Origin of the sequence: Kitasatospora sp. NPDC051984, from assembly GCF_044593455.1 — a bacterium.
Lineage (GTDB): Bacteria > Actinomycetota > Actinomycetes > Streptomycetales > Streptomycetaceae > Kitasatospora.
This window is the reverse complement of sequence record NZ_JBIUCB010000022.1, coordinates 19,182-41,188: the sequence shown is the minus strand read 5'-3', so window position 1 is coordinate 41,188 and position 22,007 is coordinate 19,182. Positions and strand designations below refer to the sequence as shown.

The following is a 22,007-nucleotide window of genomic DNA, read 5'->3' as shown; positions in this document are numbered from 1 at the left end:
GGTGGCCGGGGTGGTCGTCATGTCACCGGTGCGGGCTTCGCGCCCCGGCCCGCCGGGACGACGGTCTTCCCCTCCAGCCTGATGTCCAGGCTCTGCCGTCCCGCCAGGACCGCGACCAGCACCAGGCCGAACAGTGCGGCCACCACGCCCAGCGCCGCGCCGGTGCCCCCGAGTTGGAGCAGTGCGCCGGCGGCCAGCGGGGCGATCGGCTGGAGCGCGCCGCCGATGAACGAGGTGGTGCCGCTGACCCGGCCGTAGACGTCGTAGTCGACGACCAGCAGGGTGGTGGTGCCGAGCGCGGCGCCGACCACGGGGGCGAGCAGCAGGACGGGGGCGAGGGCCGCCGCGGGGCCGAGCCGGCCGGCGCTCAGGCCGACGGCGAGCGTGGCGAGCAGCCGCAGCGCGGCCGTGCCGGCCATGAGTCGCCACAGGCCGTAGCGGCGGTGCGCGCCCGCGGCGAACAGCGAGCCGACCAGTCCGCAGGCGGCGGCGGCGCTGAACGCGAGTCCGGTGCCGCCGCCGGCCGCGCCGGGGCGCAGCAGCAGGATGTACATGAGCATCGAGACGGCGAGGTTGCCGGGCACCGAGTAGGCGAGGGACGCCCGCAGGAACGGGGTGCGGCGGATGACGGCGAGGCCTTCCCGCAGCCGGGGCCAGCCGCGGGCCGTCGGGCCGTCACCGGCGCCGGACGGCAGGCCGCGCACGCAGGCCAGCGAGACCAGGTAGCTGATGGCGTCCGCGACGAAGGGCACGGCCCGGGCCAGGCCGAACAGGGCGCCGCCGGCGGCGGGGCCGACGATGGAGGCGCTGTAGCCGCGGACCTGGTTGGCGGCGACCGCCTCGGGCAGCTGCTCGGCGGGGACGATGGTGCGCAGCATCTTCCCGGCGGCGGGCCCGAACGCGGTGATCGCGGTGCCGGAGACGACGGTGGTGACGGCGAGCAGCCACAGCGGCGGGCCGCCGGTGAAGGTGGTGACGGCGACGGCGGTGACGGCGGTGAGCCGGACGGTGTCGCAGGCGAGCATCAGCCGGCGCGGCGGGATCCGGTCGGCGAGCTGGCCGCAGGGGGCGGCGGTGAGCCAGGTGGCGAGGAAGCCCAGGGTGGCGAGCAGGCTGGCCTTGGCGGGCGATCCGGTGACCGCGACGGCCAGCAGGGGGACCGCCAGCACGCTCATGGAGCTGCCGAGTTCGGAGGTGAACTGGCCGATCCACAGCCGCCGGAACCTCGGGTTCGCCCCGACCAGCCGGAACCGGCGCAGAAAGCGCCGGTCCCGGGCCGGTCGTACGTCGGTTGCCACGTCGCTGGTCACGGCAGCAGTCCGTCCACGGTGAAGTGGAAGTCGGTGCGGGTGCCGGGGCGGGCGAGGCGCAGCCGGTCGAGGAAGAGCGCGACGCCGATCGAGCCGGTGGCCAGGTCGCAGCTCTCCCGCAGGGCCTGTTCGCCGGGGAAGCCGATCCCGCCGGGGATCTCGCCGTCCTGTTCGATCCGGCTGAGCAGGATGCCGTCGGCGACCCGGCGGGCTTCGTCCAGCCACCGCTGTTCGCCGAGCAGTTCGCCCGCGTCGAGCAGGACGTTGCCGAGTCCGGCGAGGCCGTGCGCGAGGTGCGGGAAGACGGCGTAGCGGCGGGCCGAGTCGCGCAGCAGGTCCTCGGTGACGGCGGCGAGTTGCTCGTCGTCGGGCCGGACGGTGAGGTAGCGGACGACGGCGACCGAGACGCCTGCGGTGCCCTCGTCCCAGTAGTTGCGCAGGATGGTGCGGCCTTCGGCGGGGCCGGTGCGGGACGGGAAGCCGAGGGTGCCGCCGGGGAGGGTGGCGGCGTGCGCGAGGTCGTGGCCGAGTGCGGCGCGGCCGAGGGTGTACCAGCGTTCCTCGCCGGTGGCGAGGTGCAGGTAGAGCAGGAACAGGGCGATGCCGCTGCCGCCGTGGCCGTGGCCGAGCCGGGTGTGGAGCCGGTCGTCGCCGACGATGGGCTGCGGCCAGTGCGGGCCGTCGGGGCCGTGGACGGCGGTGGCGGCGAGGTGTTCGCCGTCGGCGACGGCGTCGGCGAGCAGTTCGGGGTCGTGCTGGCGGTGCCACAGGTGCAGGGCGGCGAGGCCGTGGCCGGCGGTGCCGTGCAGGATGCCGGGGAGGGCGTTGCGCAGCGGGTGGCGGCGGGCGGAGGCCATCAGGGCGCGGGCGACGGCGGGGTGGCCGAGCGCGTCGAACGCCCAGGCCAGGCCGGACTGGCCGAGGTACAGGCCGGGCGGGTACGCGGCGGGGTCGACGTCCTTGGCGAGCGCCCAGCCGAGCAGCCGGTCGGGCACGCTGCCGCGCAGCCGGTGCAGGCCGTACAGGATGCCGGTGGCGCCGTACGCGAGGGAGAGCGGGTTGGTCTGGTGGACCAGCGGGTTGCTGGGGAACAGCCGGTCGGCGCGCTGCGCGTCGGCGGCGGCCTCGATCTCGGCGGCGATTCCCTCGACCGTGGCGGCGAGGTCGGCGTCCCGCAGCCCGGGCAGGGCCTCGGGGTCGCGGTAGCGGCGGTCGGCGGGTTCGGTGAGCGGGACGGGGGACGCCCACAGCGCGGGGTCGTCGAACGGCAGCGCGTCGATCCGCTTCAGCAGCTCGTCCGGGTCGAAGTCGCCGTCCACGGCCTCCGGGTCGGTCAGGTCCCGGATCAGCGAGGCGAGTTCGGCGGGCAGCGCGAGGTCCTCGGTGAGCGCGTCCAGGAACCGTTCCTGGGCGGGGCGGTGGAAGCCGATGGTGTTGTTGACCACCATGACGGAGGAGAAGATCAGCGCGCCGAGGCAGTGCCAGTCGTTGGCCCGGTCGTAGCGGTTGGTGGCGCGCAGCCGGGGGCTGGCCAGGCCGATGGTGTGCACGCCGAGGTGCGGGTCGATGCCCTCGCGGACGGCGGCCTCCAGGTCGAGCAGCACGGCCCGGCCGTCCTTGGTGATGTGCACGTTGGTGTAGGAGAGGTCGCCGAGCAGGATGCCGCGGCGGTGGGCGGCGGCGACGGCCTCGGCGATCTGCCGCCACAGGGCGCGCTGGGTGCGGTAGTAGGTGCGCAGGCTTTCGCCGTCCAGCTTGCCGGTGATCACGGGGTTGGTGGCGATGCAGTTGCGGCTGTAGTGCGGGCCGTCGACGTACTCCTCGACCAGGAAGGCGTGGCCGGCTTCGTGGAAGAAGTCCAGCGGCTTCACGTAGTACCCGGTGTCGGCGAGTTCCGACAGCACCTGGTACTCCTTCTCCAGCACCTCGGTGGCCGCCCGTCCGGGCCGCCCGACCAGCACGCCCGGGCGGGCCTCCTTGAGCACCACCTGCGCGTCGGTCTCCCGGTCGGTGGCCAGGTAGACGCCGCCCCGGTTGCCGAACATCAGCGCGCCCGTCACCACGTAACGGCCGTTCAGCGCGTCTTCCTCCTCGGCCTGTTCGGGCGGGAACGGGTCGGTGACCCACGGCGGCGTCTCGAAGTACGGGTTGCGGACATCGGGGACCAGGGTGCCGTCCGGGGTGGCGATCATCAGGTCGTTGATGCCGTCGGCCCGCAGCCGCTTGATCGCGGCGAAGCCGCCGTAGCGGTAGTAGACGGCCGTCGAGCCGGGCCAGCGCCGGTCGGAGAGGATGTACGGGCCGGTGCGGCCTTCCAGGGCCTCGGCCAACTCCTTGCCCACCGCGTGGAATTCGGCGTCGTCGGCCGGGTAGACGGTGATGAACTTGCCGCTGGCGGTGCGGGAGAAGGTCTTGCCGCTGGTCAGCTCCACCGACCACGGGTCGATCAGGAACTTGAACGCCACGTTGTGCGCGAACAGCACCGGCAGGGCGAGCCGCAGCACCTCCTCGCTCTCCCCCGCCGCCGCGGTGACGTGCAGCTTCCACCCCTGCGCGGGGGTGTTGCGGCCGGGCGGGTCGGCGATGAACCACAGGCCGCGCCGCCGGGTGGCCCAGCCGTCGGGGACGAGTTCACGGAAGGCCGCGAGGTGCGCCGGGGCGGGGCGGTGGCGCTCGGCGGTCTCGTACCAGCGCCGGTCGAACTGGAGGTAGTACTGGAGCGATTGCCAGGAGAGCACGGGCGTTTCCCTTCCGTACGGGTGGTGCGGGGAAAAGGGGCGGGCCCCGGCGGCGCGGCTCCGCCGGGGCCCAGGAGACCTCTTCGGGTCAGCAGCTGTGCGAGTCGCAGGACGAGACGCTGATCGACTCCTGGTCCTCGATCGGGTTGCCCTCGACGGTGACCATCTTCTGCAGCTTCAGGACGTTCGCCATGATGTGCTCCTCTTCTGTGTGGGTTCTTTCGTCCGCCCGTCCGGTCGGCCGGTGCGGTGGGGCGTCAGTGCTCCGCGGGGCCCGTCAGGCCCCTTCGGGTCAGCAGGAGTGCGAGTCGCAGGACGAGACGCTGATGGACTCCTGGTCCTCGATCGGGTTGCCCTCGACGGTGACCATCTTCTGCAGCTTCAGGACGTTCGCCATGGTGTGCTCCTCTTCTGTGTGGTTTCCCTCCGCCCGTCCGGTCGGCCGGTGCGGTGTGAGACAAGAACACCAGGGCCCGCTCCGAGCCCGCTCCGAGAGCGCTCCGAAGCCTCGGCCGTCACTTCCGCGTGCCACACTCCGCACCATGAACATCACTGCCACGCCCCACAGTTGGGGCGAATCCGTCGCGCTCTTCGAGCGCCGCGGCCTGCCGCTGAGCAGCTACGAGAACCTCTACAACGAGACCTACGACGTCCACTCGGGCAGCCTGACCGTCCCGGGCGCGCTCGACCTGGACGCCACCGAGCCGTACGGCACCGGCTTCGTCATCGACGGCGATCTGACGGTGGACGGCGCGATCCTCAACGTGGACGACGGCTGCCCGGCGCTGGTCGTGCTCGGTGACCTGACGGCGGGGGCGATCCACCTGGAGGGCGACGCCAAGCTGCTGGTGCGCGGGAGCGTCCGGGTCGGGGCGTTCGTCGGCCACATGACGGACAAGCTGGTGATGATCGGCGGCGACCTGCACGCCGGCGTCACGATCCTCTCGGCCGGTTTCTTCCCCGACGAGATCGGCGGCGCCCTGACCGGCCCGGTGCTCGCCGCACCGTACGCGCTGGCCGAGCTGGGCCGCGAGGTCGCCTCCCCGCCCGCCGCCGAGGTCCTCGTCCCGGAGGTGCTGCGCACCGGCGGCGACGAGGAGGACGACATCTTCGACGCGCCGGGCGTGCACGGCGACCGGCTCTTCGAGCACCTCGAGTCCGGCCTGCCGGTGCTGCTCCGGCAGAGCTGAAAGCGGCGCCGCCCCGGCCCCCTCCGCCGCGAAGCGAAGGGAACCGGGGCGGCGCCACAGACTCGAACTACATGTTGATCATGTGACCGGCGAGGCCGTGGACGGCCTCCTTGACGGCCTCGCCCAGCGTCGGGTGGGCGTGGATGTTGCGGCCGACCTCGTGCACGGTGAGGTCCCACTGCTGGGCCAGCGTCAGCTCGGGCAGCAGCTCGGTGACCTCGGGGCCGATCAGGTGCGCGCCGAGCAGCTCGCCGTGGGTGTTGTCGCAGATCACCTTGACGAAGCCGACGGGCTGGCCGAGGCCGTGCGCCTTGCCGTTCGCGGTGAACGGGAACTTCTGCACCTTCACGTCGTAGCCGAGCTCGCGGGCCTGCGCCTCGGTGTAGCCGAAGGACGCGACCTGCGGCTGGCAGTAGGTGGCGCGCGGGACCATGACGAAGTCGATCTCCATGGTCTCGGCCTTGGCGATGGTCTCGGCGGCGACCACGGCCATCGCCTCGGCGGCGTGCGCCAGCATCAGCTTCGCGGTGACGTCGCCGATCGCGAAGATGTGCTCGGCGCTGGTGCGGCCCCGGCCGTCCACGGCGATCGCGCCGCGCTCGGTGAGCTGCACGCCGGTGACCTCCAGGCCGTAGCCCTGGGTGCGCGGCGCGAAGCCGATCGCCTGGAGCACCTTGTCGGCCTCCAGCACCTCCTGCTTGCCGTCGCGGGTGACGGTGACCCGGACCGGCTTGTTCGGGTCGGAGTCGTCGATCGCGTCGACCCGGGTGGAGGTGAGCACCTGGATGCCCAACTTGCGGTACTGCTTGGCGAGTTCGGCGGACACGTCGGCGTCCTCCAGCGGCACCATGCGGTCCAGGAACTCGACGACGGTGACCTTGACGCCGTAGTTGTGCAGCACGTACGCGAACTCGACGCCGATCGCGCCGGCGCCCGCGATGATGATCGACTCCGGCAGCTGCTCGGTGAGGATCTGCTCCTCGTAGGTGACGACCCGCTCGCTGAGCGAGGTGCCGGGCAGCAGCCGGGTGGTGGCGCCCGCGGCGATGATGCAGTGGTCGAAGGTGACCATCTCGAACCCGCCGGCGGACAGCGCGACCTGCAGGGTGTGGTCGTCGACGAAGGTGCCCCAGCCGTCGTACTCGGTGATCTTGTTCTTCTTCATCAGGTAGTGGACGCCCTTGACCCGGCCGTCGGCGACCTGCCGGGAGCGGCTGAACGCCTTGCCGTAGTCGAAGGAGACCTGGCCCTCGACCTGGATGCCGTAGAGGTCGGCCTCCTTCAGCACGGTGTGCGCGAGTTCGGCGTTGCGCAGCAGTGCCTTGGAGGGAATGCAGCCGACGTTCAGGCAGACGCCGCCCCAGTACTTGGCCTCGATCACGGCGGCGCGCAGACCGAGCTGGGCGGAGCGGACAGCGGCGGTGTAGCCGCCGGGGCCGGCGCCCAGGACGACCACGTCGTAGTGCGTGCTCATGTTCCTCGTTCCTCCGGTGACTTCGAAGACCACGTTGGCTTCGCGGCCATGGGATCAGTAGATCAGGTCGCGAACCGTCAGAGCTCGGGGAGGTCGGGCAGCGCGCGGACGTGCAGCCAGTCGTCCAGCAGCGGGCGCAGCGGGCGGTCGGTGTAGTGGGCGGCGTGCGCGGCGAAGTCGTCGGTGGTGACGACGCCGTGCCGGTGCCCGGTGGCCCAGTCGCGCAGCAGGCGGAAGAACGCGGCGTCGCCGAGGGCGCGGCGCAGCGCGTGCACGGTGAGGCCGCCGCGTTCGTACACCCGGTCGTCGAACATCTGCGCCTTGCCGGGGTCGCCGATGGCCAGGTCCTGTGGCAGGCCGCGCAGTTGGCGGTGGGCCTCGGCGGCCTTGGCCTGCGTGGTGGGGCCGCCGGTGCGCTCGGACCACAGCCATTCGGCGTACTTGGCGAGGCCCTCGTTCAGCCAGATGTGCCGCCAGTCGGCGATGGTGACGCTGTTGCCGAACCACTGGTGGGCGAGTTCGTGGGCGACCAGGCGTTCCCAGCCGCGCTGCCCGTCGACGTGGTTGCGGCCGAAGGTGGCCATGCCCTGCGCCTCGACGGGGACGTCGAGTTCCTCGTCCACCACGGCGACGGTGTACTCGCCGAACGGGTACGGGCCGAACAGTTCCTCGAACAGCCGCATCATCTGCGGCTGCCGGGCGAAGTCGTGCTCGAACGCGGTCTGCAGGGCGAGCGGCACCCAGGCGATCTGCGGGACGGTGCCGGGGACGCGTTCGGTCAGCGGGAACTCGCGCAGCGGGGCGATGGCCAGCCCGACCAGGTAGGACGCGGTGGGCGCGGGCTGCTCGTACACCCAGGTGGTGGCGGAGGAGCGGGTGGTGCGGCTGAGCAGCCGGCCGCCGGTGACCACGGTGTACGGCGTCGCGGTGGTGACGGTCAGCTGGTAGGCCGCCTTGTCGGCGGGCCGGTCGTTGCAGGGGAACCAGGACGGTGCGCCGATCGGCTGGGAGGCGACCAGCGCGCCGTCCTCGATCTCCTCGAAGCCGAGGCCGCCCCAGGGGCTGCGGACCGGGCGCGGGTTGCCGGACCACTGCACCTCGCAGGTGAAGTGCGCACCGGCGGCGAGGGCCTTGGCGGGTTTGATCCGCAGTTTGCCCTCGCGGTGCGCGTAGTGCGCGGCCCTGCCGTCGACCAGCACCTTTCCGATCCGGAACGCGGCCAGGTCGAGGGTGAACTCGCGCAGCGGTTCCGGGCCCGCTATGGCGGAGATCCGGGCGGAGGCGGCCAGCCGGTTGGGGCCGGGCCGGTAGTCGAGGGCGAGTTCGTAGCGGTGGGCGCGGTAGCGCGGGTCCCCGTGGCGGGGGAAGTAGGGATCGCCGCTCACCGGTGCTGTTCCTCCTGGCTTGAGTGCCACGCTTCGATCGGGTTGCCGAGCCAGCGGGTGTCGGCGGGTACCGTCTCGGCGCGCATCACCAGCGAGGCCGGGCCGAGGGTGGTGCGTTCGCCGACGGTGCTGCCGGGCAGCACGATCCCGCCCGGGCCGAGCGTGGAGCCCGCGCGGAGCTCCACAGTATCCAGCCGCATGATCCGGTCGTGGAAGAGGTGCGTCTGCAGCACGCAGCCCCGGTTGACGCTCACCCCGTCCCCGAGGGTGACCAGGTCGGCCTCGGGCAGCCAGTACGTCTCGCACCACACGCCGCGTCCGATCCGCGCGCCGATCGAGCGCAGCCACAGCGTCATCACCGGTGTGCCGGCGGCCCGGCCGATCAGCCAGGGCACGGCGAGCACCTCGGTGAAGGTGTCGGCCAGCTCGTTGCGCCAGACGAACCCGGACCACAGCGGGTGCTCGACCGCCCGGAACCGGCCCACCAGCAGCCACTTCGCGGCGGCGGAGACCACGCAGGCCACCAGCCCGGCGGCCAGCAGCACCAGCCCGGACAGCAGCGGCTGGTCCAGCGCGCACAGCGCGGCGGCGGTCAGCACGGCCAGGGCGGCGGAGGCGAACACCGGGACGATCCGGCCCAGTTCGGTCAGGCCGCGCGCCCAGCGCAGCCGGGCCGGCGGTTCGTAGGTGAGCGCCAGGTCGGCGGTGTCGGCGGCCCGGGGCAGTTTGACCGGCGGCATGCCCAGGTAGGAGCTGCCGCGCTTGGCCTTCTTCGGCGTCGCCGACAGCACCCCGACCAGCCCCCGGTCGGGGACGGCCCGCCCGGGCGCGGTCATCCCGGAGTTGCCGAGGAACGCCCGCTCGCCGATCTCGGCCCGCCCGATCCGCACCCAGCCGCCGCCCAGCTCGTACGGGGCGATCAGGGTGTCGTCGGCGAGGAACGCCCCGTCGCCGACCGTGGTCAGGCTGGGCAGGGCGAGGACGGTGGACACCTCGGCGCCCTTGCCGATCCGCATCCCGAGCAGCCGCAGCCACACCGGGGTGATCAGCGCCGCGTACAGCGGGAACAGCGTCTCCCGGGCCAGGTCCATCAACTGGCTGACCGTCCACGCCTGCCAGCCGACCCGGCCGTGCAGCGGGTGGTACCCGGTGCGCAGCCCCCGCGACAGCAGGCGGACCCCGATCAGCACCTTCGCGGCGTACGCCAGCCCGTAGGCGAGCGTGGCCGGGACGAGAGCGAGCAGCGCGCCCTTGAGGGCCTCCGCCAGACCGTCGCCGGGGTGGACGAACCGGCTCGCGATCAGCAGCGCGGGCAGTGCCGACAGCAGCGGCAGCGCGGACAGCACGAACCCGGTCGCGCCGTACACGGCCGCCCAGCGGGCCGAACGGCGGGGGCGTTCCTTCGGCCAGCCGCGTTCGGCCTTGCCGGTCTTCACGGCGGGCGCGCCGGCCCAGCGCTGGCCGGTCGGAACGTGCCCGGTGACGCCGGAGCCGGGCGCGACCTCCGCCCGCTTGCCGATCTTCGCGCCGGGCAGCAGCGTCGACCGGGTGCCGACCACCGCGCCCGCGCCGATCCGCAGCGCACCGATCTCCAGCCGGTCGCCGTCCAGCCAGTAGCCGGACAGGTCGACCTCGTTCTCGATCGCGCAGCCCTTGCCGAGCCGCAGCAGGCCCGTCACCGGCGGCAGCGAGTGCAGGTCCGCGTCCGCGGCGACCCGGCAGCCCAGCGCCCGGGCGTACCGCACCAGCCAGGACCCGGACAGCTGCACCGCCCCCGACGCCTCGGCGATCCGCTCGGCGGCCCACAGCCGCAGGTGCACGCTGCCGCCGCGCGGGTACGTGCCGGGGCGGACGCCGCGCAGCAGCAGCCGTGCGCTGCCGGCGGCGATCGCCAGCCGGCCGGGCGCCGAGTACAGCAGCGCCACACCGGCCACCAGCAGCCACCACGGCGCGGTCGGGGCCCACGGGTAGTCGCCGACCAGGTGCAGCACGGTGCCGAGCACGGCCAGCAGCAGCGACCAGCGCAGGCCGATCAGGGTGACCGGCGGCAGCATCAGCAGCAGTTGCAGGGCCTGGGCGCGGCGCGGCGTCGGCTCGACGGTGCGCACCGCTCCCCCGGACTGCGCGGACTTCTCCAGCAGCCGGGCCAGCTTGCGCAGCGTCGGCTGCTGGTAGATGTCGAGCACCGACACCGCCGGGTAGCGGCCGCGCAGCAGCGTCGTGAGCTGGGCGGCGGCGAGCGAACCACCGCCGATGGCGAAGAAGTCGTCGCCTGCACTTCGCACCGGCGTGCCGAGGATCTGCGCCCACTGCTCGGCCAGCCACGCCTCCGTGCCGTACAGCTCCTCGGCCGGACCGGACGTCTCCAGATCCGGCAGCGGCCAGGGCAGCGCGTCCCGGTCGACCTTGCCGGACGTCCGGGTCGGCAGGTGCTCGACGGTGGCCAGCAGCGGCACCAGCGCGGCGGGCAGCTCGGCCCGCAGCCGCGCCACCGCAGCCTCGCGGTCGAAGCCCTCCTGAGCCACCAGGTACCCGACCAGCAGCTGATTGCCGCCGCGCGCCGTCCGCACGGCCGCCGCCGCACCGGACACGGCGGGCAGCGCCTGCAACGCCGCGTCCACCTCGCCCAGTTCGATCCGCCGGCCGCCCAGCTTGATCTGCTCGTCGGCCCGCCCGAGGAACACCAGCCCCTCGGGTTCCGCCCGCACCAGGTCGCCGCTGCGGTACGCCCGCTCCCAGCCCAGCGAGGTGAGAGGCGCGTACTTCTCGGCGTCCTTCACCGGGTCCAGGTACCGGGCCAGGCCGACCCCGCCGATCACCAGCTGCCCGCTGCCACCCATCGGCACCGGCACGCCCGCCTCGTCGACGACCGCCAACTCCCAGCCGTCCAGCGGCAGTCCGATCCGGATCGGGGCCGCACCGCTCAGCAGCGCCCCGCACGCGACGACGGTCGCCTCGGTCGGGCCGTAGGTGTTCCACACCTCGCGGCCCTCGGTGACCAGCCGCTCCGCCAGCTCCGGCGGGCACGCCTCACCGCCGAAGATCAGCAGCCGCACCTCGTTCAACGCCTCGGCCGGCCACAGCGCGGCCAGCGTCGGCACCGTGGAGATGACGGTGATCTCCTGCTCGGCCAGCCACGGCCCCAGGTCCGCGCCGCTGCGCACCTGCGCGCGCGGCACCGGCACCAGGCACGCGCCGTGCCGCCACGCCAGCCACATCTCCTCGCAGGACGCGTCGAACGCCACCGACAGCCCCGCCATCACCCGGTCCCCCGGCCCGATCGGCTCCTCCTGCAGGAACATCGCCGCCTCGGCGTCCACGAACGCCGCCGCACTGCGGTGCGTCACCGCCACGCCCTTGGGCTTCCCCGTCGAACCGGACGTGAAAATGATCCACGCGTCGTGCTCCGGCCCCGGCGGGACGGCCTCGTGACCGGACGGCTTCACCTTCTCCAGCCGCCCGTCCGCCCCGATCACCGCGTTGACGTCCGCCTCGCCGAACACCAGCTCGGCCCGCTCGTCCGGATCCTCGAAGTCCACCGGCACATACGCCGCCCCCGCAGCGAGCACCCCCAGGATCGCCACGTACAGCTCGTTCCCACCCGACGGCACCCGCACCCCGACCCGGTCCCCCGACCCGACCCCGGCCCCCGCCAACTGCCCCCGCACCCGCTCCACTTCGCCCAGCAACGCGGCATAACTCAACACCTGCCGCCCGTCGTCCAACGCGGGCTCCTGCGGAAACGCGGCCGCCGTCGCCGCCAACACATCCACCAACGTCCGAGGCGGGCCCGCAGGGCGGGCACGGAACAATGCGGGCTCGGAATCGGTGATCATGGCCATACGGTCCTCGTCCTGGGTTCCCCGGCGGTCAACCATAAGCATCGGGAACGTGACAACCCGGGAAAATCTGAGCAAACGGGGAAGCGACACCAGGGGCGCGGGGACTTGTCAGACCTTTACCACCACGACGTGGTCGGGCAGCAGCCTCTCCAGATCCTCCGGGTCGGACGTGAACACCGTCACCTGGCCTCGCTGCCCCAGCGCCACCACCGCGAGCATGGCGTCGATCGTGTACTCGTGCCCGTGCAGGCCGGCGCCCGCGAGCAGCCGACGTGCCTGCCGCGCCTCGTCCCGGCCCAGTTCGGCGACGTTCACCCGGGACAGCACCCAGTCCCAGCGCTGTTCCGTGGTCCGCGCGTCGTACGCCTCGACCAGAGTCATGGGCGAGGTGACGATCTCCGCCTCGCCGCGGGCAGCGAGATCGAACCGGGCGATCATCATGCGATCACCACGGACCGCGAGCGACAGGGCCTCACAGTCCAGCACGAAGACCCGCAGCCGCCGGGCTTCCTCACCCCGCTTCTTCACGCGGCCGCCCCGCCGCTCTCGCTGCGGGCGAGCCGGCGCCGGTCGTGCTCCGCATCCAGGTCGTCCAGCTCCGCATAGGCGGCAGCCCGTTCGTCACCGCCAACCGGCCCGTGCTCCTCCTCCAGCCATGCGACCAGTTCCACCAACCGGTCGCGGTCACGCTTGGCGCGGAGCGCGTCGGCAACGTACGCGGAAAGGCCGCGCTCCGCAGTGTCCGCGCGGATCTCGTCCAGCAGCTCTTCGGGGAGGGTGACGGTGACCTTCTTGGATGCCATACAAGGCACCGTACTCGCCATGTTCCAGGATGGCAGAGCCTTCCGGGCCCTGCCCCGCCGTGTTCACCAAGTGTCGAGTCCTGCCTCCGAGACTGGCTGTCCCTCGCCCGGCCCTGCCGTGGTCTGCGCCCTCCGGGGGCGGGCCCGGCCTCGCTTTCCATGTCCACTCCGACTGCCAGGAGCTGAAACCCGATGAGCAGGATCCTCGTTGCCGCCACGCCCGTGACCGGGCACACCGGCCCGTTGCTGCGGATAGCCGCCCACCTCGTCGGGATCGGTCACGAGGTGGTCTTCCTCGGTGGCGCGCGTTTCGCCGAGCGGGCCGGCGCCGCCGGTGCGGTGTTCCATCCGCTGCCGCCCGAGGCCGACTACGACGAGCGGGACTTCGACGCGAGTTTCCCGGCCCGCCGGTCCGTGCCGCCCGGTCCTGCGCGGGTGGCCTGGGATGTCATGCATGTCTTCGGTGACCCGCTGCCCGACCAACTCCGATCTCTGCGCCAGTTGTTGGCGGAATTCCCGGCCAGTGCCGTCATCCACGACAACCTCTTCCTGGGCGGCGTGGCACTGGCCCTCTCCGCACCCGCCGCCGACCGGCCCACCGTCCTGAGCATCGGCGTCTCCCCGCTCGGCGTGCCGAGCAGGGACACCGCCCCGCACCTGCTCGGCCTGCTGCCGCCCGTCGACGAGGAGGAGCGTGCCCGGTACGCCGCGCTGGCGGAGGGTCTGGAGGAGCGCACCCGGCCGGTCCATGAATACCTGTCCGGCGTCTTCGCGGCGGCCGGGGTGCGGCTGCCCGCGGGGCCGAGCGGGCGGGTCCGGACCGAGGCCGCCGACCACTACCTCCAGCTGACCGTTCCCGGTTTCGAGTACCCGCGCAGCGATCTGCCGGCCAACGTCTCCTTCGTCGGCGCCCTTCCGCTGCCGGCCGGCCGCGACCCGTGGCAGCCCGAGTGGTGGTCCGCCCTGTCCTTCGCCCGCGCCGCGGGCCGCCGGATCGTCGTGGTCACCCAGGGCACCCTGGCCAACGTCGACCTCACCGAACTGGCCGCCCCCACCGTGCGGGCCCTCGCCGAACGCCGGGACCTCCTGGTGGTGGCCGCCACCGCGCGTCCGGACGGTGCGCAGGCGCTGCGCGGCGCGATGTCCGATCTGCCGGGGATTCCCGCCAATGCCATCGCCACCGGCTACATCCCCTTCGACGCCCTGCTGCCGTTCGCCGACCTGCTGGTCACCAACGGCGGCTACGGCGGTGTCCAGGCGGCACTCGGGCACGGCGTCCCGCTGGTGGTCGCCGGGGAGACCGAGGACAAGCCGGAGGTCGCGGCCCGCGTCGAGTGGAGCGGCACCGGCGTCAACCTGCGCACCGCCCGCCCGAGCGCCGAGCAGCTGAGCGCCGCCGTGGACAAGGTGCTGGACGACCCGGCCTTCCGCGAGCGGGCGCACGCCCTGCGCTCCGAACTGGCCCAGTACGACGCGCTGTCGCTGATCGCCGACCTGGCGACCGGGCCCGGCGGGGCCTGATCCCCGCGCGCGAGTCGAGCCCCCGGCGGTACGGGGGCTCCTCCGCGTGTACTACCGCCCCTCGCCCCGGCGCACCGCGCCCGGCGCGCTGACGGCCGGGCGGTCGCCGCGCCGGTTCGCCGAGGTCAGCTGCCACGGCACCGATATGACCATCACGCCGGGCGTGAACAGCAGGCGGCTCTTCAGCCACAGCGCGGACTGGTTGTGCAGCAGGTTCTCCCACCACCGGCCCACCACGTACTCGGGGATGAACACGGCCACCGCGTCCCCCGGCCACGCCTCCTTGAGCTCCCGCACGTGCGTGACCACCGGCTTGGTGATCTCGCGGAACGGCGACTCCAGGACCCGCAGCGGAACGTCCAGACCGCTCGTCTCCCACTGCCCGCGCAGTTCCGCCGTCGCCTCGGGTTCGACGTCCACCGTGACCGCCTCGACGGTGTCCGGCCGGAACGCCTCCGCGTAGCCCAGGGCCCGCAGCGTCGGCTTGTGGAGCTTGGAGACCAGCACCACGGCGTGCACCTGCCGGGGGCGGGAGCTCTCCGCGGCGACGTCCTCGACGGCGAGTTCCGCCGCGACGTGGTCGTAGTGCCGGCGGATGCCCCGCATGGTGAGCCAGAGCAGCAGTGCGGCGACCACGGCCAGCCACGCGCCCTGGGTGAACTTGGTGATCAGGACGATGACCAGCACCAGCGCGGTGGTGACGGCGCCCAGCCCGTTGATCAGCCGGGAGCGCTGCGCGGCGGCCCGGACCGCCGGGTCGCGTTCCTCGGCCAGCGCCCGGTTCCAGTGCCGGACCATGCCGATCTGGGAGAGCGTGAAGGAGGTGAACACGCCGAGGATGTACAGGTGGATCAGGCTGGTGACGTCCGCCTTGTAGAACCAGAGCAGCCCGCCGGCCACCACCGCGAGCGCGATGATGCCGTTGGAGAAGGCCAGCCGGTCGCCGCGGGTGTGCATCTGCCGGGGCAGGTAGCGGTGCTGGGCGAGGATCGAGGCGAGCAGCGGGAACCCGTTGAACGCGGTGTTCGCGGCCAGGATCAGCACCAGTGCCGTCACTGCCTGGATGAAGTAGAACAGCAGCGTGTCGGAGCCGCCGAAGACGGTCGCGGCGAGCTGGGCGATCACGGTCTGCTGGGTGTACGTGTGGCAGTCCCCGGCGAGGCCGGTCAGCTGGCAGGCGTCCTCGACGTAGTGGACGTGCGAGGTGAGGGCGAGCAGCGTGACGCCGGCGAACATCACCACCGCGACGATGCCCATCACGGCCATGGTGGCGGCGGCGTTGCGGGACTTGGGGGCGCGGAACGCGGGCACGCCGTTGGAGATCGCCTCGACGCCGGTGAGCGCGGTGCAGCCGGAGGCGAAGGCGCGCAGGCCGAGCATCAGCAGGCCGAGCCCTTGCAGGGTGTCCTTGCCGTCCACGGCGGTGACGCCGAGGGCCGCGGTGGGGGCCTGCGGGCTGTCGCCGAAGGCGAGCCGGATCAGGCCGGTGACGACCATCAGCAGGATGCCGCCGATGAACAGGTAGGTGGGGGCGGCGAACGCCCGCCCGGATTCGCGGACGCCGCGCAGGTTCATCGCGGTCAGCAGTGCCACGAAGCCGACGGCCAGCGCCACCCGGTGGTCGGCGAGCGAGCCGAACGCGGAGATGATGTTGTCGACGCCGGACGCCACCGAGACGGCGACCGTCATCACGTAGTCGACCAGCAGTGAAGCGGCCACCACCAGGCCGGAGTTGGCGCCGAGGTTGCGGGAGACCACCTCGTACGAGCCGCCGCCGCTCGGGTAGGCGTGCACCACCTGCCGGTAGGACATCACCACCACGGCCATCAGTCCGACCACGCCGGCGGCGACCCACGGGGTGAGGTAGAGGAAGGCGGTGCCGCCGACGGTGAGGACGAGCAGGATCTCGCCGGTCGCGTAGGCGACCGAGGAGAGCGGGTCGGACGCGAAGATCGGCAGCGCGAGCCGCTTGGGGAGCAGCGTCTCGCCGAGCTCCTCGCTGCGCATGGCCCGGCCGATCACAAGGCGCTTGAGCGCCTGGGGGAGGTTGAACACAGCACGGGAGCGTATGCGCCCCTGCCGTTAAGACAAGCAGCCTGTCCGATGACTGGATTTCCCGCATTTCCGCAGGCCAGAGGCCGTGCAGATGATCGAATCGAAGGCATTTCGGCCGTAAAGGCTGCCGTTAAGGATTCGTCAATGTCTCGCCGGTACCGCCACAAACCGGGACAAAACACTCACCGCGCGGCCGGCAACCGGGACTCGATGGCGGCCAGCGCAGCCCTGATCGCCGCCACGTCGTTCTTGTCGGCGACCTGGTCGCCGTCCTTCAGCTTCACCAGCAGGGTGCCGCCCGGCTCCAGCACGATCAGCGAGGTCTCCTCCACCCCGTCGCCGCCCTGGTGCCGGATCGCCACGTCCAGATCGGGCACCCGGATGCCCTCCCGGGTGATCGCCCGCAGGTCGTACCCGCCGTCCTGGCCCAGCACCGTCGGCGTCCCGTCCAGCAGCCGGTTGAACCAGTCCCAGCGGGCCGCCTGCTTCACCAGCACCCAGTCCGTGACCAGCAGCACCAGCGCCCCGTACAGGCCGCCGATCAGCGAGTTGTCGTTCCCGATCACCGCGTTCTGCACCACGTTCGACAGCAGCAGCATGACCACCAGGTCGAAGGTGTTCAGCTGGGCGAGCCCGCGCTTGCCGACCACCCGCAGCAGCGCGAGCAGCGCCAGGTACACCAGCACGGTGCGCAGCGTCTTCTCGCCGTACGAGATCCCCGCCTGGAACATGTCTTGCCACATGCCCGCCACGGTAGGCACCGGCGCGATCAGCCGGTCCGGCCCCCACGCCCGGCACTCCCCCGGACGGCCCATCCCCGGCACGGCCCCGCCGCCGCACCCGCCCGGCGGGCGCGCCCTCCGGTGGCGGATCGCGGGCCGCGCGGCGAGGGTGACTTGCGGGGGAGCACCGGAACGCCTCACCGGAAAGAGCGAGAGATGCCAGAAGTCACCGAACCGTACAAGACCGGCACCCCGTGCTGGGTCGATCTGATGGCGAAGGACCAGCAGGCGGCGCTGGACTTCTACCGCGACCTGTTCGGCTGGCAGGGCAAGCCCGGCCCGGCCGAGTTCGGCGGGTACGCGGTCTGCGAGCTGGACGGCAGGGCCGTCGCCGGGATCGGCCCGGCGATGGCGCCCGAGGGCCAGCCGGAGCCGCCCACCGTGTGGACCGGCTACCTGGCCACCAATGACGCGCAGGCCACCCAGGACGCGATCGTCCGGGCCGGCGGCACGCTGGTGGCCCCGGTGATGGATGTCGGCAAGCTCGGCCGGATGCTGATCGCCCAGGACCCGCAGGGCGCGGTGTTCGGCGTGTGGCAGGCCCTCGAGTTCGCCGGCGCCAAGGTGGTCAACGAGGCCGGCGCGGTGGTCTGGAACGAGCTGCACACCAGCGACATCCCGGCGGCCACCGCCTTCTACGGCGAGGCGTTCGGCATCGAGATCAAGCCGATGGAAGGCGCGAAGGACTACTGGGCGCTGGAGGTCGGCGGCCGCGCGGTCGGCGGTGCCACGCTGCTCAAGAACGACCCGCCCGGCACTCCGGCGCACTGGCTGACGTACTTCGCGGTGGACGACGTCGACTCCACCGTGGACGCGCTGGTCAAGCGCAAGGGCACCGTGCTGGTCCCGCCGTTCGACATGATGGCCGGCCGGATGACGGTGGTCGCCGACCCGCAGGGCGCGCCGTTCGCGATGATCAAGCCGAAGCCGATGCAGTCCTGACGCGCTCACCGGAAGCCGCCCGTCCCGGTCCGTCCGGGGCGGGCGGCTTTCCCGCGTTCAGGGCAGCACCGGGCCGCAGGTGAACAGCAGCGGCAGGACGGGCGCGGCAGCCGTGGTGAGCGCGGCGGCGGCGCGCAGCGCGGGGTGCGGGGCGGTGGCGGGGGCGAGCAGGCGGCGGACCCGGAGCAGCGCGGCGGGGCCGCCGGCGGCGAACGCGGCCTGCGGGACCTGGCCGCCGGCCACCCGGTACATGGCGGCGGCGAGCACGGCGCGCGGGTGGCGGCGCACGGCCCGGTCGTCGGCGGCCATCTCCAGCAGCAGCGGGGTCTCCCGGGCGGCGAGGCGGGCCAGCGGGAGGAACGGGAACGCGGCGGCGAGCGCGTCCGCGGCGGTGCGGGCCAGGTGGTGGCGGCCGGTGACGTGGGCGCGCTCGTGGGCGAGGACGGCGGCGAGTTGAGCGTCCGTCAGGACGTCGAGGGCGCCGCGGGTGAGCACGATCCGGGAGCGGCGGCCGGGCAGGCAGTACGCGGCGGGGATGTGGTGGTCGAGGACGTGCGCGCCGAGCCGCGGGTCGCGGGCGGCGACCAGGTCGAGCACCGTGCGGTGGCGGCGCCGGTGCCGGGCGGCGCGGGCCAGCACGGCGGCGAACCGGCCGAGCGGCCACAGCGCGGCCGCGGCGGGCAGCAGCAGCCGCCAGCCGCTGTCGAGCGTCGGCCCGGCGGGGTGGTCGACGCCGCACAGGTGCATCAGGCCGACCAGCCCGAGGTGCAGGTGGCCGCCCGGGACGGCCACGTGGTGGACGGCCAGCACCAGCGCGGTGAGGAAGGACAGCGCCAGCCCCTGCCAGAGCGCGACGGCCAGCCGGGGCGCGCGGTGCGTCCAGCGCGCCCTGGCCAGTGGCAGCGGGGCGAGCACGCCGACCAGCAGCGCGTACCCGAACAGCGCGAACGCGGCGGTCACCGGCCGCTCCCGGGTGCGCCGTTGGCGCCCGGCTGGTCGCGGTCGACGGAGTCGATGGCGGCGCGCAGCGCGTCGAGTTCGGCCGGGGTGAGCTGTTCGACCAGGTGGGCGAGGGCACCGGTGGGGTTGGGGCTTTCGCCGAGGACGTCGCGCATCAGGGCGGCGCTGTACGCCTCGCGGGTGCAGGTGGGCCGGTAGTTCCAGGCCCGGCCGGACTTCTCGCGGCGCAGCATGCCCTTGCGGTACAGGATGTCGGCGACCGTCATCACGGTGGTGTACGCGAGCGGCCGGGAGCGGTTGAGGTCGTCGACGATCTCGCGGACGGTGGCGGGGCGGTCCCAGGTCCACAGGCGGTCCATGATCTCCGCCTCCAGGTCGCCGAGTCTGCGCACTGCCGTTCCGTCCTTTTCGGGTCACCGGGTGGTCCGGCTCATCGTAGTGGGCGCGGGGTGGCTTGCCGCTCGTTCTACTGAACTACTAAGTTGTCTCGTAGTTCAGCCCCCGGAGTTCTGAGGAGAGACGCAGCGATGGGAACGCACCGCCGCCCCCGGCCCGCCGGACGCACCAGGACGGCCGTCCTCGGCGCGGCGGCCGGCGCCGCCGTCCTGCTGCCCACCACCACGGCCTGGGCCGAACCCGGCACCGGCAACACCGACCAGGTCAAGGCGAAGGTCGACGCCCTGTACGAGGACGCCGAGGCGGCCACCGAGCAGTACAACAAGGTGGACGAGCGGGCCAAGCAACTCCAGGACCAGGCCGGGAAGTTGCAGGACCGGCTGGCCGAACAGCAGGAGAAGATCCTGAAATTCCAGGAAACCCTGGGCGCGTTGGCCGCCGACCAGTACCGCGGCGGCGGCATCGACCCGAGCATGCAGCTGATGCTCAGCTCCTCCCCCGACGAGTACCTGAGCCGGGCCGGACTCCAGGACATGGCCGGCGAACAGCAGGCCGACGCGCTGCGCAGCGCGCTGCGGCTCCAGCAGTCGATCAACCAGGACCGGGCCGAAACCGCCGACAAGCTGGCCGAGTTGGAGCAGGCCCGCAGCGCCATGGCGGCGAAGAAGACCGAGGTGCAGAAGAACCTGGCCGAGGCGAGCCGCGTCCTGGCCGGCCTCAAGGCCGCCGACCGGGCCCGCGTCCTCGGCGACAACAACCAGGCGGCGTCCCGCAGTTCGGCCCGCGGCCAGACCTACACCGGCCCCGCCACCGGCCAGGTCAAGGCGATCCTGGACTTCGCGTACGCCCAGATCGGCAAGCCCTACGGCTGGGGCGCCACCGGCCCCAACTCCTTCGACTGCTCGGGCCTCACCCAGGCCGCCTTCCGGGCCGGCGGCGTCGGCCTCCCCCGCGTCTCGCAGGACCAGTGGAACGTGGGCAAGCGCATCGCGAAGGCCGACATCCAGCCCGGCGACCTGCTCTTCTACTACAACGACCTGCACCACGTCGGCATCTACATCGGCAACGGCAAGCTCCTGCACGCCCCCCGCACCGGCAAGAACATCGAGATCGTCGACATGGACGTGATGCCGTACATGGGCGCCGTCCGCCCCTGACCGGGCCCGAGTGCGCGAGGTCAGCTGTTGAGTTCCCGGGACTGTCCGGCCCACCGGACCACGAACGGCATGGCCAGGCCGGCTGCGACGAAGACGCCGCCCATGACCAGCCAGCCGGGGGCGCCCCAGCTCAGGCAGAGCAGGCCGAGCAGACCGGGGGCGACGGTGTAGCAGAGACCCATGCCGATGCCGAACACGCCGGAGTACTGTCCCTGCGCGTGTGCGGGGGCCAGCCGGAACCGCAGCTCCATCGACCCGGCCGCGTGCCACAGCGAACCCACGGTATGGACGGCGACGCCGGCCGTCATGATCGCCGCGGCGGCCCAGCCGGGCAGGCCCGGGGCCATCGCGATGACCGCCATGCCGACCAGGAACGCCAGCCCGGCGCGCCGGGTGGCCCGGCCGGCGACCTGGCCGCCCTTGATCCCGCGGCTGGTGCGGATCTGCAGGAGGACCACCATCACGGTGTTGACGGCGAGCGCGACGCCGGTGAACCAGCGCGGTGCGTGGGTGTGCAGGACCACCCACAGCGGCAGCGCGTAGGTCACCACCTCGCCCTGGATCCACAGGATGCCGTCCAGCACGACGAACGCCATGTACGGCCTGTCCTTCAGCGCGAGCCACCGGTCCGACCCGGTCGAGGCCGGCAGCGGCTCCAGCCTGGGCAGCCGGAGCACGACGGCCGCGCAGCCGACGAAGGTCAGGGCGTTGGCGAGGATGAGCGCCCGGTAGGCGGAGCCGGAGTCGAGCTGGATCACCGCACCGGCGGCCAGCGCGCCGAAGGTGCTGGCCAGGAAGGCGACCGAGCGCAGGTAGGAACGGAACTTCGGCACCTCGTCACCGCCGAACCGGCGGATCATCGGGCCGCGCGCCGCACCCCCCGAGGCGCCGGCCAGGTCGGTCACCGCCACCGCCACCATGAACGCCACGAACGAGTGGGCGAACAGCAGCGACACCATGGCCACGGCCTGGATCAACAGCGTGACCAGGAAGACGCCGTCCGGGCCGCGCCGGTCGGCGAGGTGCCCGACGGGCGGGCCGGCGAGCAGGCCGACCACGCCGGCGACCCCGAGGCCGAGGCCGACCTGACCGATCGGCAGGCCGATCACCCGCAGCGCGTACAGCGGCGCCGTGGCCAGGAAGGCCGCGGTGCCGAGCTGGTTGATGAAGCCCCCGAGTGCCAGCCTGCGCTGGGGGCCGGACTCGAGGAGTAACCCTCGTTGCACCAGCCAGGGCCGACGGTCGGGGGTGGTTTCCTCCTGAAGGTCGTCGGGGGACAGCGTGCCGGTCTGACTCACGTGGTACTCCTGGGCGTTGATCACGGCTGGGCGGGGACGGACGGCGCGGCGGAGCGCCTGGGCGGGGACGGACGGCGCGGCGGAGCGCCTGGGCGGGGACGGACGGCGCGGCGGAGCGCCTGGGCGGGGACGGACGGCGCGGCGGAGCGCCTGG

At 72.9% G+C, this 22,007-nt stretch carries 16 protein-coding genes; 4 read left to right on the top strand and 12 right to left on the bottom strand.

The features are described 5' to 3' along the window. Positions 1-17: 17 nt before the first annotated feature. Both ACIHEI_RS30245 and lanKC read right to left on the bottom strand, forming a co-directional pair. Entirely contained in the window at positions 18-1,310 is a 1,293-nt protein-coding gene (locus ACIHEI_RS30245) for an MFS transporter (protein WP_396608939.1), read from the bottom strand. Further along, on the bottom strand, positions 1,307-4,048 hold the full coding sequence (lanKC, locus tag ACIHEI_RS30240) for a class III lanthionine synthetase LanKC (protein ID WP_387635324.1): 2,742 nt from the start codon (positions 4,046-4,048) through the stop codon (positions 1,307-1,309). Before lanKC ends, ACIHEI_RS30245 begins: the two co-directional genes overlap by 4 nt. Positions 4,049-4,590: 542 nt before the next feature. Between lanKC and ACIHEI_RS30235 the strand changes: the two genes are divergently transcribed. Next, entirely contained in the window at positions 4,591-5,238 is a 648-nt protein-coding gene (locus ACIHEI_RS30235; protein WP_396608938.1) for a hypothetical protein, read from the top strand. 67 nt (positions 5,239-5,305) lie between these two features. On the opposite strand, the gene lpdA is transcribed toward ACIHEI_RS30235, so the two are convergent. The 5 genes from lpdA to ACIHEI_RS30210 form a co-directional block, all read right to left on the bottom strand. Next, positions 5,306-6,712 (bottom strand): dihydrolipoyl dehydrogenase, encoded by a 1,407-nt coding sequence (lpdA, locus tag ACIHEI_RS30230; RefSeq protein ID WP_392944878.1) that lies wholly within the window; start codon positions 6,710-6,712, stop codon positions 5,306-5,308. A gap of 77 nt (positions 6,713-6,789) precedes the next feature. Continuing rightward, positions 6,790-8,097 (bottom strand): M1 family metallopeptidase, encoded by a 1,308-nt coding sequence (locus ACIHEI_RS30225; RefSeq protein WP_396608937.1) that lies wholly within the window; start codon positions 8,095-8,097, stop codon positions 6,790-6,792. Beyond that, a complete protein-coding gene (locus tag ACIHEI_RS30220) occupies positions 8,094-11,939 on the bottom strand; it encodes a Pls/PosA family non-ribosomal peptide synthetase (RefSeq protein ID WP_396608936.1) in 3,846 nt (1,281 codons plus the stop codon). Before ACIHEI_RS30220 ends, ACIHEI_RS30225 begins: the two co-directional genes overlap by 4 nt. A gap of 108 nt (positions 11,940-12,047) precedes the next feature. Next, complete coding sequence (locus tag ACIHEI_RS30215) at positions 12,048-12,467, bottom strand: hypothetical protein (protein ID WP_396608935.1); 420 nt, start codon at positions 12,465-12,467, stop codon at positions 12,048-12,050. After that, positions 12,464-12,742 carry a CopG family transcriptional regulator gene (locus tag ACIHEI_RS30210; RefSeq protein ID WP_396608934.1) on the bottom strand — a complete coding sequence of 93 codons (279 nt, stop codon included), beginning with the start codon at positions 12,740-12,742 and terminating at the stop codon, positions 12,464-12,466. The genes ACIHEI_RS30215 and ACIHEI_RS30210 overlap by 4 nt, the downstream gene beginning before the upstream one ends. A 192-nt stretch (positions 12,743-12,934) precedes the next feature. Here ACIHEI_RS30210 and ACIHEI_RS30205 point away from each other — a divergent pair, with 192 nt between their 5' ends. Then, on the top strand, positions 12,935-14,263 hold the full coding sequence (locus tag ACIHEI_RS30205) for a glycosyltransferase (RefSeq protein WP_396608933.1): 1,329 nt from the start codon (positions 12,935-12,937) through the stop codon (positions 14,261-14,263). Positions 14,264-14,314: 51 nt separating this feature from the next. On the opposite strand, the gene ACIHEI_RS30200 is transcribed toward ACIHEI_RS30205, so the two are convergent. After that, entirely contained in the window at positions 14,315-16,270 is a 1,956-nt protein-coding gene (locus ACIHEI_RS30200; protein ID WP_396608983.1) for an APC family permease, read from the bottom strand. Between the two features lie 230 nt (positions 16,271-16,500). Next, positions 16,501-17,061, bottom strand: a complete 561-nt coding sequence (locus tag ACIHEI_RS30195) for a DUF421 domain-containing protein (RefSeq protein WP_396608932.1) — start codon at positions 17,059-17,061, stop codon at positions 16,501-16,503. Between the two features lie 195 nt (positions 17,062-17,256). Between ACIHEI_RS30195 and ACIHEI_RS30190 the strand changes: the two genes are divergently transcribed. After that, positions 17,257-18,042, top strand: coding sequence for a VOC family protein (locus ACIHEI_RS30190; RefSeq protein WP_396608931.1), 786 nt, complete (start codon positions 17,257-17,259; stop codon positions 18,040-18,042). Between the two features lie 57 nt (positions 18,043-18,099). Here ACIHEI_RS30190 and ACIHEI_RS30185 read toward each other — a convergent pair whose 3' ends face one another. After that, positions 18,100-19,002, bottom strand: coding sequence for a M56 family metallopeptidase (locus tag ACIHEI_RS30185; protein ID WP_387635347.1), 903 nt, complete (start codon positions 19,000-19,002; stop codon positions 18,100-18,102). Then, the gene (locus tag ACIHEI_RS30180; protein WP_392944895.1) at positions 18,999-19,394 is read right to left on the bottom strand and encodes a BlaI/MecI/CopY family transcriptional regulator; all 396 of its coding nucleotides are present in this window, start codon (positions 19,392-19,394) and stop codon (positions 18,999-19,001) included. Before ACIHEI_RS30180 ends, ACIHEI_RS30185 begins: the two co-directional genes overlap by 4 nt. 135 nt (positions 19,395-19,529) lie before the next feature. On the opposite strand from ACIHEI_RS30180, the gene ACIHEI_RS30175 reads away from it, so the two are divergent. Further along, positions 19,530-20,555: an NlpC/P60 family protein gene (locus ACIHEI_RS30175; protein ID WP_396608930.1), complete on the top strand. Its 1,026-nt coding sequence runs from the start codon at positions 19,530-19,532 to the stop codon at positions 20,553-20,555. Between the two features lie 20 nt (positions 20,556-20,575). Here ACIHEI_RS30175 and ACIHEI_RS30170 read toward each other — a convergent pair. After that, positions 20,576-22,007 (bottom strand): MFS transporter (locus tag ACIHEI_RS30170; protein WP_396608929.1); only part of this gene is annotated, 1,432 nt, incomplete at its 5' end.